This window comes from Autumnicola psychrophila (genome assembly GCF_031846645.1).
Taxonomy (GTDB): domain Bacteria; phylum Bacteroidota; class Bacteroidia; order Flavobacteriales; family Flavobacteriaceae; genus Autumnicola; species Autumnicola psychrophila.
Window position 1 is genome coordinate 20267 of the sequence record NZ_JAVRHN010000017.1, and the last position, 18552, is coordinate 38818.

At 37.4% G+C, this 18552-nt stretch carries 11 protein-coding genes; 7 read left to right on the plus strand and 4 right to left on the minus strand.

The annotated features are described in order from the left end of the window. Positions 1-2 precede the first annotated feature (2 nt). From RM541_RS16780 to RM541_RS16795, 4 genes are all read left to right on the plus strand, one after another. On the plus strand, positions 3-1751 hold the full coding sequence (locus RM541_RS16780; protein WP_311501286.1) for a RagB/SusD family nutrient uptake outer membrane protein: 1749 nt from the start codon (positions 3-5) through the stop codon (positions 1749-1751). Positions 1752-1781: 30 nt separating this feature from the next. Then, entirely contained in the window at positions 1782-3359 is a 1578-nt protein-coding gene (locus RM541_RS16785; RefSeq protein ID WP_311501287.1) for a calcineurin-like phosphoesterase C-terminal domain-containing protein, read from the plus strand. Positions 3360-3446: 87 nt separating this feature from the next. Then, the gene (locus RM541_RS16790) at positions 3447-4376 is read left to right on the plus strand and encodes a glycerophosphodiester phosphodiesterase family protein (protein WP_311501288.1); all 930 of its coding nucleotides are present in this window, start codon (positions 3447-3449) and stop codon (positions 4374-4376) included. A 1179-nt stretch (positions 4377-5555) separates the two neighbouring features. Continuing rightward, the gene (locus RM541_RS16795) at positions 5556-6389 is read left to right on the plus strand and encodes a universal stress protein (protein ID WP_311501289.1); all 834 of its coding nucleotides are present in this window, start codon (positions 5556-5558) and stop codon (positions 6387-6389) included. A 340-nt stretch (positions 6390-6729) separates the two neighbouring features. On the opposite strand, the gene RM541_RS16800 is transcribed toward RM541_RS16795, so the two are convergent. Further along, positions 6730-7395, minus strand: coding sequence for a class I SAM-dependent methyltransferase (locus tag RM541_RS16800; protein WP_311501290.1), 666 nt, complete (start codon positions 7393-7395; stop codon positions 6730-6732). Positions 7396-7664: 269 nt separating this feature from the next. Here RM541_RS16800 and RM541_RS16805 point away from each other — a divergent pair, with 269 nt between their 5' ends. Beyond that, positions 7665-8780 (plus strand): DUF2914 domain-containing protein, encoded by a 1116-nt coding sequence (locus tag RM541_RS16805; RefSeq protein ID WP_311501291.1) that lies wholly within the window; start codon positions 7665-7667, stop codon positions 8778-8780. A 466-nt stretch (positions 8781-9246) separates the two neighbouring features. On the opposite strand, the gene RM541_RS16810 is transcribed toward RM541_RS16805, so the two are convergent. Continuing rightward, positions 9247-9378, minus strand: a complete 132-nt coding sequence (locus RM541_RS16810) for a hypothetical protein (protein ID WP_311501292.1) — start codon at positions 9376-9378, stop codon at positions 9247-9249. 468 nt (positions 9379-9846) lie between these two features. Here RM541_RS16810 and RM541_RS16815 point away from each other — a divergent pair, with 468 nt between their 5' ends. Then, positions 9847-10332: an SRPBCC family protein gene (locus tag RM541_RS16815; RefSeq protein ID WP_311501293.1), complete on the plus strand. Its 486-nt coding sequence runs from the start codon at positions 9847-9849 to the stop codon at positions 10330-10332. 519 nt (positions 10333-10851) lie between these two features. Then, a complete protein-coding gene (locus RM541_RS16820) occupies positions 10852-13161 on the plus strand; it encodes an ATP-binding protein (RefSeq protein ID WP_311501294.1) in 2310 nt (769 codons plus the stop codon). Between the two features lie 312 nt (positions 13162-13473). On the opposite strand, the gene RM541_RS16825 is transcribed toward RM541_RS16820, so the two are convergent. Both RM541_RS16825 and RM541_RS16830 read right to left on the minus strand, forming a co-directional pair. Next, positions 13474-17424 (minus strand): AsmA family protein, encoded by a 3951-nt coding sequence (locus tag RM541_RS16825; RefSeq protein ID WP_311501295.1) that lies wholly within the window; start codon positions 17422-17424, stop codon positions 13474-13476. A gap of 283 nt (positions 17425-17707) precedes the next feature. Beyond that, positions 17708-18469: a DUF481 domain-containing protein gene (locus RM541_RS16830; RefSeq protein WP_311501296.1), complete on the minus strand. Its 762-nt coding sequence runs from the start codon at positions 18467-18469 to the stop codon at positions 17708-17710. Between the last annotated feature and the right edge of the window lie 83 nt (positions 18470-18552).

Sequence of the window (18552 nt, forward strand, 5' to 3'; positions counted from 1 at the left end):
AAATGAAAGAAACACGAAGAATAATTCAAGTATTGGTATTACTGATCACTCCGTTTATAATTGCAGGTTGTGAGGCCGATATACTTGAACAACCACCTGGTGATGCAGTAACTGCAGAAGAATTTTTCAACACAGGTGCCGATTTAGAGGCATATACAAATGATTTGTATGTCATTCTCCCAACAAAATCTGTGTATATAGATGATTCAGACTCAGACAATATTCTAGGGGTAAGTGCTGGTGAAAGATTAAGAGGAGCACGTATTGTGCCTACAGACAGGGGTAGCGGTGGATGGTCCTGGGGCTATCTAAGAAGGATCAACTATTTTCTAGGGAATTATGATAGGATAGATGATCCTGAAGCCACAGCCAAATACTCTGGAATAGCGCGATTTTTTAGGGCTTATTTTTATTTCGAAAAAGTAAAACGATTTGGAGATGTGCCCTGGTATAGTGAAGTGATAAATCAGGATGATGAAGAAGTATTAACTAAAGCAAGAGATTCACGGGAACTAGTAGTGGATTCCATTATGGCCGATATTAATTATGCCATTGAAAATATTCCCGCTGAAAAGGAATTAAATCATATAACAAAATACACAGCACTTATTTTAAAGGCCCGAATTGCTCTGTATGAAGGGACATTTAGAAAATATCATGGGCTGGATGATTCTGAAAGATTTATAGAAGAAGCTTCAACGGCAGCAAAGGAATTGATGGATTCTGGCGCTTATACCCTTTATACCAGTGGCGGTGAAGAGCAAGCGTATCTAGACCTGTTTGCCATGGAAAATCAGAATACCACTGAAACTATTTTAGCTGTGGATTATGAATTTGGATTAAGAACACACGATCTGGCTTATAGGATGACTGCACCAACCCAGGGAAGATGGGGTTTTACAAAAGAACTGGTCAATAGTTATTTAATGACTGACGGAACACCGTTTACTGATCAAGCTGGCTATGACACTATGGGGTTTTATGAAGAGATGCAGAATCGGGATCCCAGGTTGACGCAAACTACAGCAGGACCTGATTTTTCAACCTATGGTTCGCAGGATCCTGAGCCGGTAGATTTGGATATAACCAGAACAGGCTACAGAGTGATCAAAGGATTACCTCCCAAAGGTCCACAATGGGGTTCGGGTGGCTCATTTAACGATGTAATACTTTTCCGTTTTGCAGAGGCCTTACTAATTTATGCTGAAGCCCAGGCAGAACTTGGAACATTGACACAGGGCGATTTGGATATGTCAATTAATAAATTACGCGATCGTGTAGGTTTACCACATTTAAATATGGCAGAAGCGAATGCTAATCCCGACCCGTATCAGGAAAGCCTTTATGATAATATTGAAGGACCAAACAAAGGGGTGATCCTGGAAATTCGTCGTGAACGGAGAGTCGAGATGGTAAATGAAGGGCTACGCTGGGATGATCTTATGAGATGGAAAGAAGGTAATAAAGTTGAAAAACCAATAAAGGGTATATATTTTTCAGAATTAGGTGCTCACGATTTTAATAATGATGGCAATTTTGATGTATATGTTCATGATGGAGATACTTCCGGTGCACCAGATGAAGTAACTTCCACCATAAACATTAATGAAAGACCCCTTACCGAGGGTAACTCAGGAAATCTGCTTTTATTCGAGGGCGGAAGCTTCGATGAAACTAGAGATTATTATTATCCAATACCGATGGAAGATCTTGAGTTAAATGACAATTTAGAGCAAAATCAGGGTTGGTGATAATCAGTGAATTTTAAAGTAAAAAATAGGATGATAAAATTTATAATTACAGGCGTGTGCCTTTTGGGAATATTTTCGGTTTCAGGCCAAGATCTTGCTATAGGTACCGTGTTTCAAGATAGTAATAACGACGGTAGAAAAAACAGGAAGGAAAAGGGAATAGCTGAAGTTGCCGTTAGTAATGGTCGTGAGGTGGTTTTGACTGATGCTAAAGGAAGATATGAATTACCCGTAGGACAGGATGATATCATTTCAGTTATTAAACCTTCAGGTTATAAAGTTGGAAAAAATCAAGATAATCTTCCTCAATTTTTCTATATCCATAAACCCAAAGGATCACCTAATTTAAAGTTTAAAGGAGTTGAGGCCACCGGAAAATTACCCAGGTCATTAGATTTTGCTTTAATTCCTTCAGAAGAGAAGGAAGACTTTACCGCCCTTATTTTTGGAGATCCGCAGCCATATTCCCAACAAGAAGTTGATTATTTTGCTGATGGGATTGTAGCCGAAGTAGAAGGGATAGAAAATGTTCCTTTTGGACTAAGCCTTGGCGATTTGGTAGGCAATGATCTTGATCTTTTTAATCCATACATAAAAGCGGTTAATCGGGTAGGTATTCCCTGGTATAATTTACTGGGAAACCACGATATCAATTTCGATGTGGAAAACGATACGCTTTCTGATGAAACCTACGAAGCATATTTTGGTCCGGCCAATTATGCTTTCAACTATGGAAAGGTACATTTTCTTGTTTTAGATGATGTCCTGTATCCAGATCCTCGGGATGACAAAGGTTATTGGGGAGGTTTTAGAGAAGACCAGTTTCAGTTTATAGAAAATGACTTAAAGCATGTGCCTAAAGACCATTTAGTAGTTCTTGCTATGCATATTCCTCTTAGCGAACCAGATGGAAGGGATACTTTTAGAGATGAAGACAGGGAAAGGCTTTTTGAACTTTTAAAAGATTTTCCTAACACCCTTTCGCTTTCCGCCCATACGCATATACAACGCCAGGACTTCTTTGGAAAGGAAGAAGCATGGATGCAGGATAAACCACACCATCATTATAATGTTGGTACAACTTCCGGAGATTGGTATTCAGGAAAATTAGATGAAAATAATATCCCGATTTCAACAATGAGGGACGGAACTCCTAAAGGTTACGCGTTTATTAATTTCAAGGGAAACGAGTATAACATAGATTATAAGGTTGCCGGTAAACCAGCCAATTATCAAATGGAAGTTTTTGCGCCTAAGGTAGTTGCTAAGGGAAGAAGAACTAAGGCAGGAATTTTTGTGAATTTCTTTATGGGAACCGAGGGTGATAAAGTTCTATACCGAATTGACGATGGGGAATGGAGTGAAATGCAGTATATGGAAGAATATGATCCTTCTTACGTAGAAATGGTTTATGAATGGGATCTAACCGAAGAACTAATGCCGGGTAGGAGGTCGTCTAATCCTATTAAGAGTGAACATTTGTGGCGCGTAAATATTCCAACGAATCTTGAGACCGGGAGACATACCATAGAAATAAAAGCTACAGATATGTTCGGAAAAGTTCATACAGCAAGCGACAGCTATCGCATTGCAGAACCTGTTAAATAGTTGAGTTTTAATTCCAGTGTTTAGTTTGTAAGGCCTGCCCACAGTTCTCTATCTTTACGGGTGGGCCTTTATTTAAGATTTATGAATATGAAAATTATAAAAACGATATTGTTTTCCTTCCTTGTGATTAGTCTGGCTTGTAAGAATAAGCAGGAAGAAGTGCCAGAAATTCAGAAAAACAAAGAAGAGCTCCAGGCACAGGTGCAGGGCCATCGTGGCGATAGGGGCAATTTTCCCGAGAACACTGTTCCCGCTTTTTTAAGCGCTGTAAAAAAGGGCGTTGATGTTATAGAACTGGATGTGGTGATTTCCAAGGATAAAAAAGTAGTGGTGTCTCACGAGCCCTTTATGCATTCGCTGTATGTCCTAACCCCTTCGGGAGATAGTATTTCCGAAGTCAGGCAAGAAAGCTTTAATGTTTACAAGATGTCTTACGATAGCATTAAAAGGTTTGATTCGGGCTCTAAAGGAAATCGATTATTTCCAAACCAGCAGAAACAAAAAACCTACAAGCCTTTACTATCGGAGGCTATAGATTCCGTAGAAAAATATATAGCAGAAAATAATTTGAAGCCTGTGAGCTATAATATTGAATTAAAAAGTTCAGAAGATAAATATGGTAATTATCAACCAGCCCCGGAAGAATTCGTGAATCTTGTGATGGTAGTAATCCAAAATAAGAATATTGAGCAGAAGATGAATTTACAATCTTTTGATGTGAACATTTTAAATGAAATTCATAAAAGTTATCCTGAAGTGGAAACTGCCTATTTGGTATATACTGAGGGTATTCAAAAGAATCTGGCTTTTCTCGATTTCCAGCCAGAAATCTATAGTCCACATTATGAATTGGTAAAAGACATTGCTTTTGTTGATTCTATTAAAAGTATGGAAATGAAATTAATTCCGTGGACGGTAAATGAAGAGGAAGTTATTGAGAAAATGATTGAATTAGATGTTGATGGAATTATTACCGATTATCCTGAGCGTGTCCTAAAGAAAGAAAGTGTTCGTTGAATTAATTGTCCATCTACATATGTATTTGTTCTCTTACATGGTCCATATCTAAAAAAAATTTATTGAGTACACCTCTTCTACAAGAGCCATTTTAAGCGCTCCATATATGCGTTTTATATTGGTTTTTCAGGTTGAATAAATTCTATATTATATCGGGCTCCTTCTGCTGAAAAGTGCTGGATTTTTATCAAAATGGTCAGTTCCCGATCCTTGACCCGATTTATTAATTTTTTTTCAAACAAATAGATTTATATCTGGCTGAAGATCTACTATCCTATGAAAGATAGTTGAAATATAGGAGAGCCTCATTTTTGGACTTTTTACCGGACACTAATGCAATTTAATAAGAAATAGCTTTATTTGATTTCTCGAATTTTAACAAGGCGTCTTGTTCTGGTATTCGGTCAATAAACTTTAAGGCATGAGAAGGAGTAAGTTCCTTCACGCGCCAACAATAAGAAGGTTTCCGGTTTTAGAAGGTTTTTTTAATTAGTGGAAAGGGTGATCGTAGTTAATCTATACAGGAAGTTCTGTTATAGGGTGAGCTTCTTTTCTTTATAAGAAACAAGTTGTCAACTTTTTCTTCCCTTTCTGGTAACTCATGAGGTGTTTGAAAAAATTAAGGGTATCTTATAATCTTATACCCTGGTAGCAATAAAATTCTTCATCATTCCTTTAATTACTACTTAGTACTATCTCAGAACTGAGAAGGAGATGCAGCAGAGTTTCATAAACAAAACCCTGCAAAGGTTTAAAAAGATGATAAATTTTGCTGTGGCTCATCACTACCTTAGTAAGATGCGAGCTTAAGATCAACTTGACTCATCATATTGTCAGAAAAACCTTTGCCGCCACTTTACTGCTTTTTAATGAAGTGCCAATTGAGATTGTCAGTAAACTTATTGGTCATTCCAGGATAGGTATTTAACAAGTGGTAAAAAGATGTACACCAGCAACATTGCTTTTCTTCCCAATGATCCTGATCATCTTTTTCAGGGATCTGAGAATCCTCTTGATATGTTTGGCTGGCGAGGTATGACATCAATGATCCTGTAAGATGTGCCGCTGGATAAGACTTTAAATTGATACCTCCTGAAATTCATAGAATAACACTAAAAGCTGATTTTTAATTTATATCTTCCAAGTGTAAAAAATATCACCTTATCTGAGGTTATTCTTATGGAGAACCAAATATTGCTTATTACCGATTTTTCAAAGGCCTCCTGGAATGCCTTGATTTACGGAATGGAAATCTATAAAAAAACCAAAGCAAAATTTTTCATCCTGCATTGTTATAAAAAAGAACTGCTAAAGCAAAATAGAAATGAGCAAAAAGCAGAATCTGAAATTGGTTTGCAACGAATTATGCAGGGAATAAGTTTTCGGAAGGAAAACGTTCCGCATCAATTTGAATCTATTTCTTCTCAGAAAAAAATTCAGGATGCGGTGCAAGACATTACAGATTCAAATAAAATCGATCTTTTCATATTAGGCTCCCCGGGTGATTCTGCTGGTATTAATTATGCCTATCATAATTGGGTGTCCGAAATACTTCAAAGTCTGGACAGCTTTCCCATTCTGGTGATTCCGGAAACCTGTAAGTTTACTCAAAAGGAATTCTCTGAAATAGTTTTTCCAACCCCTTTCACTAATAGCTATAAAATCCAGGAATTAAAAACTCTTATACATCTGGCAAAACTGATAAATGCAGACATACGAGTATTAGAAATCCAGGAATCTAACGGTGCCTTAAATAAAAAGCAATTAGCTCATAAAGAGGATCTAGATACTTTACTAAAGGGGGCGAAATTTACTTTCCATAAGCTCACCGACACCACAATTTCCACAGGGATTAGACTTTTTATTCAAAGTCGAAATAGTAATATGCTAAGTTTATACCGTCGAAAACAGGGTTTCTTTACCCGTCTTTTTAATCAAAGTATGGAAAAGGATATTGACTTTGATCCGTCTGTTCCGGTATTAGTAATCCCGGAGTTAAATAAAAACGAATAACCGTACCTGGCGTTAATAAATAGATGAGCGGAGTTTAATTTTTTCCGTCTTAAGAATCCTTCATTTCCAAAGGGCTTTAGCAATACCGTTGAGAATGTCCGAAAAGGAGATCTGTTATTGTTTTTAATTCCCACCCGCAATGCGATTGGTCTTACTGGCATTGTTTCCAAAGCAAAATGGAATGAAATTTTTTTCACGCTACCTCAGTAAGTGAGTTAAAAGTAGTGCTTACAACTCTCGCCAACAAAGGTTACACCCGCCGGTTCGTGAAAGCCATCCGTGTTTTATATTAAGATGGCGCTGATTTGAGTGTTTTAGAAAGATGGGGACAATAGTCTGCTTAATCTATTTCGTAAAGCGTAGTCACCAAAACTCCTTTAAAATCGGGGTGTTTAACGGATAATAGCTGTTTTATTTCTTTGCCCTTAAATTTAAATGGTGGCGCTAATAGATTTACACCACTTTGTATTTTCAGTCTTATTCCCTGTCCCGAAATAATATCTTTATTGGGTTCAAAATCCTTCTCCGGTAGATGCTCGGTAAGAATAACATATTTATATCGGTATAATTTTTCAACCACACTCTTTATTTCTGCATTAGATAAGTGTTGTAACACCTGCCTGAGAATAGCACAATCACCCAACGGTAATTCCTCTGCTGCAATATCCAGGACGTGAAATTCTAAATTCTCTTCCCTAAATTTTTTCTTGTTGTGCGCTATAAGATCTGGCACAATGTCTATGGCGATATACTTCTCGGAGTACTTCACCAATTCTTTACCGATATTAAAATCCCCGCAACCCAAATCGCAAACCACTGGCGAAGTTTCGAAATCTTTTAAAAAACCGGATACTACAGCTATATATGGATGTACTACCTCAGGATGATGTGAGCCTAAACCGGAGTAAAAGGTTGCTTTATCACCACCCCACAAGTTGCTTTTATAGATCTGCGCCATAGCATCTTTTGTTGGCCAGGGCTGCTTTATTTTTTTCTTTTTTGTCATTTAATAGATAGAAACTGTATCATCCCTCAAAAGTAACGGAATAAAATTTGGAACGTACAACGGTTGAAGAACCAAATTTTAATGTTGAAAATTGGACATAAAGTAAAGGACGGTATCAATGAGCAATGATCAATAAACACTTAATTCCCTTACGCTGAAATTTTCACAAAGATCCAAATTCCGCTTTTTTTTCAAAGTTCTCTGGCATTAAGGCCAAAGCAAATATCCGGATGAAGTTTTTACGCTACTTTTGTCGCTATTGAAATAGTATGAAAAGAACTTTAGTAAGATATAGAAACAGTGCTTTTGGAAGGTATGTTATTCGCAATCAAAAGTACGCCCCCATTATTTTTTTTATGGGTGGCTTTATTTTTGACACGTTGACTTTAGGGCGAATAGATCGAGTTTATGATACGGTGGTACTTTGCTCGCATATGACCTTATTATCGTTAACGCTTTATTTGTTTAATTTGTCGGATGATGGTAAATGGAAAAACACTTTTATCGATCGTTATTCAGAATATTTTCCGCTAACTATACAATTCTTCTTTGGAGCGCTATCCAGTGCATTTGTCATCTATTTTTTTAGAAGTGTGTCACTGTCAAAAACTATGGTTTTTTTCATACTGCTGGTTCTGCTCTTATTTGCAAACGAGTTTCTTAAAAAGAAAATCTCTAATAAATACCTCCAGTTCAGTGTCTATTTTTTTATAAGTTTCACCTTTTTTACCTTTATGATCCCTACGCTGATAAAGGAAATGAATACCTTTATTTTTATTATTTCCGGACTTCTGAGTTTAGCTTGTACGCTGACTCTTATCCTGTTTATTTACACCTCCAGCCCAAGCACAAGAGCAGAAGTAAGTCTAAAAGAACTGATCAGCGGTATTCTTGCTATTTATTTAGTTATCAATGTTTTTTACTATTTTAATCTTATTCCGCCGGTACCACTGGCTATGGAAACCGGGTTGGTGGCTCATGATGTTAGGAAAGAAAATAATGAATACATCGTTACTTACGAGAGGGATGAATGGTATATATTTTGGCGTACACATAACAACAATTTTCATCGTCAGACTGGTGAAAGTGTATACGTGTTCACTTCTGTTTTTGCACCTACAGCTATAAAAAAGTCAGTTTTTCATCGTTGGCAATGGTACAATCCCAAAACCGGGAGGTGGGAAATAACCGAGGACATTGGCTTTGAAGTTACCGGTGGGCGTGACAATGGATACCGTGGATTTACCTATAAAAACAACCTTAAGGAAGGCAAATGGGAAGTCCGTATAATTACCCAAGAGGAGCTATTACTTGGTGTTGTAGATTTTGTGATTAAAAACACTTCTGAACCCAAAATAAAAGGAATGGTAAAGGAAATATTTTAAACTGTTCTAATCCTATGCAATACTCTAAAGGTCGTTGATAAAGCACTTCAGAAGCTAAAAGATTCTTTATTGTCGCGCGTGAGCTGATATCTGCCACGCAGGATTTTTCCTTTTTCAAGTACTTTGCCCTTTGCGCTTTTTCTTTGTGCTCTTTGCGGTTAATTTTTCATTTATTTTCTTCACATTATCATCTACTGCAAAAGCCCTTTTTTAAATTTTCATCTTCACATTTTGTCCAGTCCGATAATTGACATTTTTCGACCCCGACTTTTTTTAACTGCCAGGTGCGAGTTTGCTGCTGGTAAGGTAGAGGTCTTCAAAAAAATTTCCGAAATCTTCCTCACTTTCGCTGCTCATTAAATTCTGCTCAATATTAGAAAGTACTTTGGAAAGGTCACCAGGGATAAATTTGCTTTTCCGTTCCCGTTGCCACGGCGGGCAAGTTCGCTAAAGAGTTCAGAAGTTTTTAGATAATACCCAGGTGCACCAGGGCATCTTCTTTAACAGCTTCAAGAAAAATACCTTCCTGAGGATGTCCTTCAAGCTGCCTGAAGGTGAGCCTGTCGGGTTTCAGGATCTTATCTGCATGAAGTTCCATCTTGTGGCTCAGGTACTTGTAGAAAATAAATCCTAATATATAATAACGGAATCATCGGCGCCCATTTTACCACGTAAGGTGTTGGCGATATTCCAGAGTTGCTGTTCCAGCTTTTGTTTGGCTTCGGTCATTTAGTAATTCGTTAGATTTGGAAGGCTGCTTATTTTGCCAATTATCGGCTTCCACTGGGTAGGGACAATAGAATTGAAATCGTAGGAGTAAATCAAAATATTTTCTCAAAGCTTTAGAAGCGGTTTGTTTAAAACGATAAAGAGATCTGGATTTTTACGACTGCAAAGCTTTTAAGAACTTTATAAAGTCTTCCTAAATGACGCTAAAGTTCCATAGGAAATCCATTAGAAGTACTTATCTTGAAGTAAACGTTTTTTCAGCAACAGGCAGCTGGTGGATCACGGAAGAACTGTAGTGCAGGAGGAAGTACGAATTGGATCAATAAAAAATCATGAAATGCCGATCATTAGATTAGAAACTCATATTAAAGCGAAACAAGAAATTGTATTTGATTTATCCAGAAGCATAGATTTTCAATCAGAAGCTGTTAAATCTTCAAATGAAAAAGCGGTTGCAGGAAGAACCAGCGGATTATTAGGTTTAAATGAAACTGTTACCTGGCATGGGAAGCATCTTGGGGTACGGCAACATCTTACTACCCGAATTACAGACTTTGACCCGCCAAATTTCTTTGCAGATGAAATGGAAAAAGGTGCATTTAAAAGCATAAGGCATGAACATTATTTCTCTACAACAGGAGAAGGAACACTAATGAAAGATGTCTTTAAATTCGAGGCTCCGCTAGGTATTTTAGGCTGGCTGGCAAATAAATTATTCCTCAAAAGCTATATGACCAATTTCCTAAAAGGGCGTAACAGGTTCCTAAAAGAGTATGCAGAAAGCGGCAGATGGCGGGAAGTGCTTCCGGAAAATTATATGTAGGCAGCGAGCAGGCATTTACTATACAATTAAGATATTGTGCAGTAATTATAAAGCGGTAAATAGGCTAATTTCTGAAGTCGTACTTCTAATTTTTCACCTCGTCCTTCTAGAAACTTATATGTAAGTGCCTGCCTGAGAAAAGCTTCTAAGAAAGAGGTCTTGATTCTGTAATCTCGCAGCATCTTAAAAGGAAGAATCTCCCATGGTCTTTTGGGTAAACCTAATTTGGTTGTATCTGTAAAATCATTATTTTTAGTCAGAAATTACTGAAATATTCATTTTTCGGTCTCTTTTCATTTTTTCCGAAGAGAGGTGCGAGATAGCTCGCCTGCAGCAATCATCCATTAAAAAATTTTAGGACAGGGATAAGGAGAATACTACCTTCTTGTTCATTCCAAAGCAGATATTCGGTATTTCAGGATCAAAAGGCTTAAAATCCAGGATTGATATAAAATCTACAATCCGGGGAAGTTTAATTTTAAAATATGTCTCTGTTAGTGCAGATATGTCCCGTAAAAGATGAATGAGAGTAGCGAAAATCTATTAAATATAATCAGGAGTTTGCCTGGTGCCCTGTTGATTCTTAAACCGGATTTTCAGATAATCTACGCAAGTAATTCTTATCTTAGAGCGACAAAGGCCGACGGAGAGAATATCATTGGGATGCACATTTTTGAAGCCTTTCCCGATAATCCTGAAAATCCAAACGCCAATGGAGTAAAAAACTTAAGGGCGTCGCTGGAGAAGGTATTATCGACGGGAAAACCGCAGAAAATGCAGATGCAAAAATACGATGTGCCCCTGCCCAATGGAACTTTTGAAGAGAAGTACTGGAACGTAATAAATACCCCCGTCACCGGGGAGGCTGAAGAGATCCTGTATATCATTCACAGCGTAGAGGATGTAACCGAACAGGTCAAAACAAAAGCAGCCCTGGAATTGGCTGTAGAGGCTGCTCAATTGGGAACCTGGGAAATTGATCTTACAACGGGGAAATTCACGCATAGAAATCTTCGCCATGACTTGATCTACGGATTTGATAATTTTCAACCCGTATGGAATCATGAGATAGCCAGGAACAAAATATTGGCAGAGGATGTGAAAATTTACGATTGTGCTTTTTCTGAAGCAGTTAAAACCGGCCATCTTGATTTTGAAGTAAAAACGAAATGGGAGGACGGGAGTATTCATTGGTTGGAAATAAAGGGAAAAGTTTATTTTTCTGAAACCGGAGAGCCCAATAAAGCGGCCGGGGTGAATATAGATGTAACTGAGCAGCGGCGGACAGAAGAAGCCCTGCGAAAGGCAAAGAAAGAGGCAGAATCGGCAGCCATGGCAAAAGATGAATTTCTATCAGTAATGAGTCATGAAATAAGGACCCCCTTAAATGCCGTTATTGGCCTCAGTAACCTATTACTTGATAATAACCCGAGAGAGGACCAAAAGTCCAATATGGAATCTCTTCAGTTCGCAGCAGGAAACCTACTTCATCTTATCAATGACATTCTGGACTTCAGCAAGATCGAAGCGGGAAGAATGGACATTTCAGAAGAAAATTTTGATCTGACAGATTTAATATATAATCTCATTAGAACCCACGAACCTAAGGCTTCAGAAAAAGGAATTGAATTGATGTTGACCTTAGAGGAAAGTGTGCCCACCAGGATTTGTGCAGATCCATTTCTTTTGACTCAGGTACTACATAATTTAGTGGGTAACGCAATAAAATTCACAGAAAAAGGTGAAGTGGGTATCTGTGTAGAATTTGCAAGAGAAGAGCAGGAAAAAAAATGGCTTAAGTTTAGCGTGCGTGACACCGGAAAAGGAATAGCCGCTGATAAGCTTGATTACATATTTGAAAAATTTGCCCAACAAAGGAAGTTTTCCGAAGGTAATATTGGAGGAACGGGCCTGGGACTTAGCATAACAAAATCTTTGATCGAGTTAATGGGCGGAAGTGTCGAAGTGGAAAGTACACCTGGCAAGGGTTCGAATTTTTGGTTCTATCTCCCCATCAACGAAGCCAATTCCTTTAAAGCAGAGGGGAAACAGCAAAAGGCAGCAGAAGAAGAGCATCTGGATTTAAGTGAAAAAAACGTGTTGATAGTTGAAGATGTGGAGATCAACCGAAACATTCTCATTCAATACCTGAAGAAATGGTGGAATTTAAGTCCTGAAGAGTCTGAGAGTGGGGAAAAGGCAATTGAAATGGTACAACAAAAGAAGTACGATATTATTCTTATGGATTTGAGAATGCCAAAAATGGATGGCTATGAGACCTCAGAAAAAATCAGAGAAATCAACGGCTATCAGGAAACTCCTATCCTCGCCTTTACGGCAGAAACCAAGAATAACCTCAAAGGATCCCATTTGTTTGACGACACCATTTTTAAGCCTTTTGAGCCCGGGGACCTTAAACAGAAAATACAGAAGCATTTGGTTTCTTTCGGAAATAAGCGGGTAAGAAAGTCATCAAATAAAAATCGAAAAGAGGAAAAGAAAACGGGGATTGATATTTTTCGCTTCGAAAAAATGGCAGAAGGAAATGGCGAATTATTGAAGAAGTTCATTTCCGGATCAGTCCTCGCTTTTGAAACCTATAGGAAAGATTTTTTGGCTGTAGAGGACGAGGAAACGCTCTCCGACCTTATTCACAGGAATACTATGAATATCTATTACGCAAATGCCAATCTCTTGAAGAACAAGATCGAAGCATACCGCGAAAAAATAGCACAGGAACGGGAAGGGGCAAATGGACTTAAGGTTGAGAAGGAGCAAATAGGAGCCGAATTTGAGAGAGTAATAACACATCATAAAAACCTACTTTAATCAGAATCTAAAATGCTTTTGGCCTTATAGTTTTCCCATATTTTTGGGCATGTGGTATAGCTGAAATCTACAAAAGCATCCAGGATGATCTCGGTTTAAATTAATGAGCGATGGACTATAATATTGAATAAGCAAAAGACTATATGCCTCCTGAAGTTTATAAAATCCTGGACGCTTTAATATTGGTTTGGTCACTATGCTTTTTACAAGGATGGTTATAATCTGTAGAAACCGAAAATACAGGAATGGATCATCAGTCCAATGTTCCTTATGGTAACAATTATGCAGGAGACTACCTGTATAAGAGTTTCTTTAATCCTCTTTAATCTTTTTCAATTTCCTGTTTCCCAGTCTGAATTTAGTTTTCAGCTTCCGCTTTCTTTCTTTTTTACTTTCCTTGTCCTGTATTACTTGTATATAAAATTTAGCTCCTGAATTTTCAAAAGAAATTTTTTCTGGTAGTTTAATTCCATCCCGGCTCTTGAGAATGTTATTCCAGGGAACAGATATCCAAATATTGTAATACTCCCCGGGTATCATTTCGCCTTCCACAAAAAACTGAAGCGCAGTGGATTGGACCTGGGTTCGGGGAATGATTATTTTTCCGTCTATAACTTCAAAAGATTGCTTAATGGGTCGTAACTGTAATTTTTCAAAGCGCTCTTCTTTTAATAGAAATATGTTTTCTATTAAGGGTTCATAATCATATAAGGCTAAATTTTTAAGATTTACCATAACAGTACCATTAAGGGAATTTATATCCAGTTTGCCGTCTTTGTTAAGAATTCCGTTAACATCGAACTCAAAACCCAGGTTTCCACTTATTTTTTCCGCCTTCCGGAGTTCATCATGATTAAAGTAGTTTAGATCCTTTACCAGGTCTTTGATATCAATGTCCTGAATATTCATCTTTATATTAACAGGTAAATATTGTGCAGTACCAACTCCAGCTTTTAGCATGAGGTCTATCCAACCATCAGAATAGTTAAGCCTGGTGGCGTCTATTACAATATCCCCGCTGTCATTAAAACCGATTTCTGAAGTAAAATCTGAAACAGAAAAGTTATCATAAATCAGGGAGTCGATTTCAATACTCGCTGAAGGAAAATAAGAATTATTAATGCTGCTAAGTATTTCTTTTAGGTTCTCTATCTCGAATTTTTGATTTTTGGAACTGTCTTTTTCTCTAGTGGTGTTCCCAAGAAACTTTTTGATATCTCTGCTATCCAGGTATGGAGACTTAATATTGAACGAGGAGCGATGAGATTCAATAGCCTGATCATTATTAATGAAATTAGAGAAATTATCTATTTTACCCGTGATATCTATGGAACTTTTACCGGGAAGTTCAACATCAAGTTTTTCGAGCGTCGCGAGATTGTTTAAGATGTATAAGTGCAGACTGTCCACCGGAATCTGAATATCGGTGTTCTCGATGTCTACCACTGTTGAGCCTAAAATTAAATCTCCCCGGGCATTAGAATTTAAAATTTCAAGATCCTGCGCCTTACCTTCATAACTTCCATTGAATTTGAAGTCTCCGGATTGCAGTGTGAAATTAACGGTTTGTAACAAGTCATTGAGATCTTTAGATTTTCCTTCAGCTTCAGCAGAAAACCTAAAGTTAAATGGGTTTTGATTACCTTTTGAATTTTCAGTGTTTTGCGCTGCAAGTTCGCCCTTTATCAATGCTTTAGAATCTTTAAACCTAACGCTAAGATCGTCAAGTTTAAGTATGGAATCATTTTTAAAATAAACTTTAGCTGCCATATCCCTTGTAACAATATCCTGATACTTTAAAGAATCTACTGCTACTTTAAATTCTGGATTAAATTTGTAAATGTCAGCAAATACTGCGGCGAGATCACGATTTTTAAGGGTCTTATCTGCAGCCTTAAAATCCATAGAATTTACTGTTTTAATCCAGTCATCTATATTTATAAAAGCTGCATCTAATGCTATATATATCTTTCCGTTAGTATCCAGGTTATCCAGTAAAAACCCCGGAAACTCTTCTATTCGGCCTAGAAGGGCAAAAGGATGATGATCACCCACTTCCATAATAAACCTATCCAGGTTAATATTAGAGTCATGAACCGTTACCTTCAGAGCGTCTAACTCAATATCGATAGCTGCTTCGGGGTAATAAAATTTAGCGTCTATGAGTTTAAGATCACCATTTGCATTATTTAGTAGCTGTTCAAATCTGTAGACATTACCTGTTACGTTTCCGGAGAAGCTAAATTCGCCGGATTTAATATCCATCAGCTGAATCTTAAAAAGATCCTGGAAAACCTTAATTGGTCCTGAAGATTCTGTAGCTACATTAATAACTATAGGCTCTTTAACGCTATTACCAGGTTCCGGAATTTTTAATGTTCCATTTAGATTAGTGATAGCACCTTGATAGTTAAAGCTTAAGTTGCCTAAATGAACGGTTTCTGCATCAATGAACTCGATATCTGCCACCAGATTATCAAAACTTATTGAATCATATTCTACGGAATTTAAATTTAATCTGAAAATTGGCTGGAATTTCCTGTAGATCGCCTCAATAGTCTCATGCAGCGTTTTTAAATTCGTCTTGGTATTTTCTGAAGAAGGTATAAACTCCGTTGCTGTGATTATAAGGTCATTGATATTTAAAGCATCAGATTGGAGTGATACATCGGCAACGGCTGGATTTGCAGGTACGTCTGCAATGAGGGAAGAAATATTTTTTATAGTTCCTTTAAAGGTTAGCTGCTCCTCATTTGGCAGATTTATAATAAGATTTTCCAGAATAGCATTCTGATCGTTTAGTTTCAGGTCAATAATTTCAACGGGGAGCTGGAGATTATTCTTTTGAAGAACTACTTTTGTATTTTTAAGGGTAAAACTTCCGGTAGCGGCATTAAAAACCTCGTAGGTGCTGGTAACCTCGCCGTTAATATTAGCTTTGAGATCGAAATTGCCACCAATGAATTTGAAGTTTTCATTTTGTAAAACCTTAGCCAACGTTTCATTAGGGCCATACATTTTTACAGCAGCATTTACATAATTCAGAGATTCATCTGAAGATTGATAGTAAGAATTACTGGCGGCAATTTTTATATCGTCCCAATCTCCTGTGAAACTTTCCATTAGAACTTTAATATCACGTCGTGACGGTTGTAGCTGTCCAATGTCCTGGGTTTGGTTAAGAGTATTGGTTAAATATCCATTTAAATCAACATGATCTAATACGATACTATCATTAATTTTCACCCTGTTATTAGTGGTAGAAAACTCGGCATCTATAAGAGGAACATCACCAAACGCAAATTTCCCCTCAAGGTTAATTTTCGTGTCCAGGGGTTCCAGAATTTCAAAAAATGATAGTTTTGCAGCAATGCTATCGGCCAAAAGCTCTTTGATCTCCTGAAAATTAGCCTTAGGATTCTCGAGGGAAAAACGATACGCCGTAACTTCATTAAAATCAAAATCTGCCTTTGTAGTGAATATCTGGTTTCCCACTTCAAGAATAAATTCCGGAACACTTAGTTTGTTATTAAACTGCTCCAATATAAATTTCGGATTCCCACTAACCATCGTGTTGCTTAAGAAACTACCTTTTTTAGTGTTAAAACCCAAATCCTGAACCATAACTTCAAAGTCGAGAGTTCCTGTAATCGTTTCATTTTCAATATTAATTTCTCCCGATGCATCGTGTAATTCCAGATTAAAATATTTGTTCAGCATCGAGTCCTTAGAAACGAATATCACATCTCGTAACCGGAACTTGGTGTGGCTGGAAATCCACCCCGGCAGTTCCAATCCCCTGGAAGGATTAGATTGCATTTGTTTTTTTAACCTGCGATAATTCGAAATGGCTTTCTTTGAAACAACTTCTGAATGTATTTCAGCATTTTCTATTCTAATATTTCTGAATTGAAGATTACCACTTAAAAGGTCTGTGGCAGCAATACTTACCTGAGCTTTGTCAATAGAAATCGAAGAGTTTTTATCCAGGATCGTATCAAAACCGGTTTGATATATATCTTTAATAGTAAAACCGACATTAGGGAATCCATATATAAAAGTGGCGTTTACTTCACCAATTTCCAGGCGGCCATTGTTATTTTCCTGATACCACTCCTGTAGTTCATCTATAAGCAGGTCTCTGTTAAGCCAGCCTACTGTGAATAACAGTGTGGGTGCCAGCAGGAGAATTGCCAGAAGAATCCCTGCCCGTTTGAGCCAAATCAGAGTTATTTTTTTACCTTCCGGAGCTTTAGATTTCATAGGTTATAGGTTGATATACCTGGCAAAAATCAGTTGTTAACTTATCGCCAGTATAAATCAATAAAAAGGAGCTAGTTACTTTTTTGCTACGTCATAAATTCTACAAATATCGTAAATCAGTCCCTTACTCTAACATTAGGTAAGGTATTTACATTTTCGGCTCAATAATCTCTGCGGTTTAACAGGGGTTTTTTAAAGCCGTCTGAGAGAATAACTCGAAAACGTTGATTAGTGTAAAATTCAGCATTCTTAGTCAGTATTTTGGCAAAATGCTGTACAAAAATCAGATGCTGATTCCCACTCCAAAATTTAAATTGGAGGTATATTCCCGTGTATTAAGCGGAGTTTTACTGTCGAAGTAATAATTGTAAAGGGTGAAAACTTTAAACCAGCTGGAAAGAGGAATGTCCATACGAAATTGTTCCAGGATCCTGTAGTCGCTAAAGTTCTTGTAAAGCGGTTGATAATAAACGGTATTGGCAATTGAAAATTTTCCAGACTCTGCAGCATATGATAAGGTAAGATAGGTGCTGTTTCTATGATTATAATATGTGGTTCCTGCCCGATCGCTGGATTCCATCTCATACATGTAGCTATTGCCTGCATAGCCGGTAAATCGTTTTCTATCCATCCATTTAGCCCGAAGCCCGGCACCTATCAGGTTACGTTGTTCAACAACCAATAGCTGGTTGTATTGTCCCTGAAGAAAAGTTTCAAATCTTAAGACCTGATTAAATTTATAATTAAATCTGCCATGAAGAAACCATGTATTCTGAAGGTTCTCTGCTTCAGAATCAATAAGATTATAATTTCCCAGGAGGAAGTAAATCTTCCGAAGGTCCTTCGATTTCAGCTGAGTACTAAAGGCAGTAGTTATCTGGTTCACCTGGCTCCCGTCATTATTGGTATGATTGAAGGAAAAATCTGCATTCAGTGTAAATCTTACCGAATCAGTCTGCATGCGTTTGGCTTCAATATTCACAAGTTGTGCAGATAGAAGCCCCGGGATTAGTATAAATAAGCTTATAAGAAGAATTCTAGTCATAACTTGCAATTAAAGCCAAATTTAAAAAAACATCTTTTCAAAAAACACTACCAGCTCCAATTAACTTTTTAAAGCTGTAGAAA